General features: G+C 25.7%; 1 protein-coding gene. It reads left to right on the plus strand.

Translation table 11 applies throughout. The annotated features are described in order from the left end of the window. Positions 1–227: 227 nt before the first annotated feature. Positions 228–623: hypothetical protein (locus MBFIL_RS05445; RefSeq protein ID WP_211261709.1), on the plus strand; the 396-nt coding region annotated here is incomplete at its 3' end.

The following is a 623-nucleotide window of genomic DNA, read 5'->3' on the forward strand; positions in this document are numbered from 1 at the left end:
AAAACACATTTAAAAAGTTTAAAACTAAAACACAAAAAATAGACCAAAAAACTAAAACAAAAACTAAAAAACATCTAAAACCATATCCAACAATCATAAACCTTTATTTTAATTATGGATAAACTCCTAAAAGAACTAAAATATTTATTATTAAAAAATTGACTGTGTCAAAAACTTCAGGGTGAACAAGTGAAAAAATTCAATGAAAAGTACAACATATACATGTAATGTTCAGTATAATTCAAAAAAAAGTGAGTATAATAACATTAATTAAATGGAGGAAGAATATAGTTAAATCTATGCAAAGAGAAAACAAACTTCCTCCAAGTAATAATTTGAATGTTAAAATATATAATACTGATGGTACCAAGAGAGTTGTGATAGAAGAAGAAATATTATACTTAGATAATCGTGTAGACCCAACATATCATCAAACATTGGAAGAAATGACAGGTAGGAGTCTTAAATGTCGTTACATCGATAATAGTGATTTTAAATGTGAATGTTGTGGTTCAGACTCATTTAAAATACATGATTATGGTCTTAGAAATCTGAATAAAAATCAAAAAATAGAATCCACAATTTACAAATGTAGGAAATGTGGAAAAACACATCAAACACCA

The sequence above is a fragment of the Methanobrevibacter filiformis genome, from assembly GCF_001639265.1.
In the GTDB taxonomy this organism is placed as follows: Archaea; Methanobacteriota; Methanobacteria; order Methanobacteriales; family Methanobacteriaceae; genus Methanacia; species Methanacia filiformis.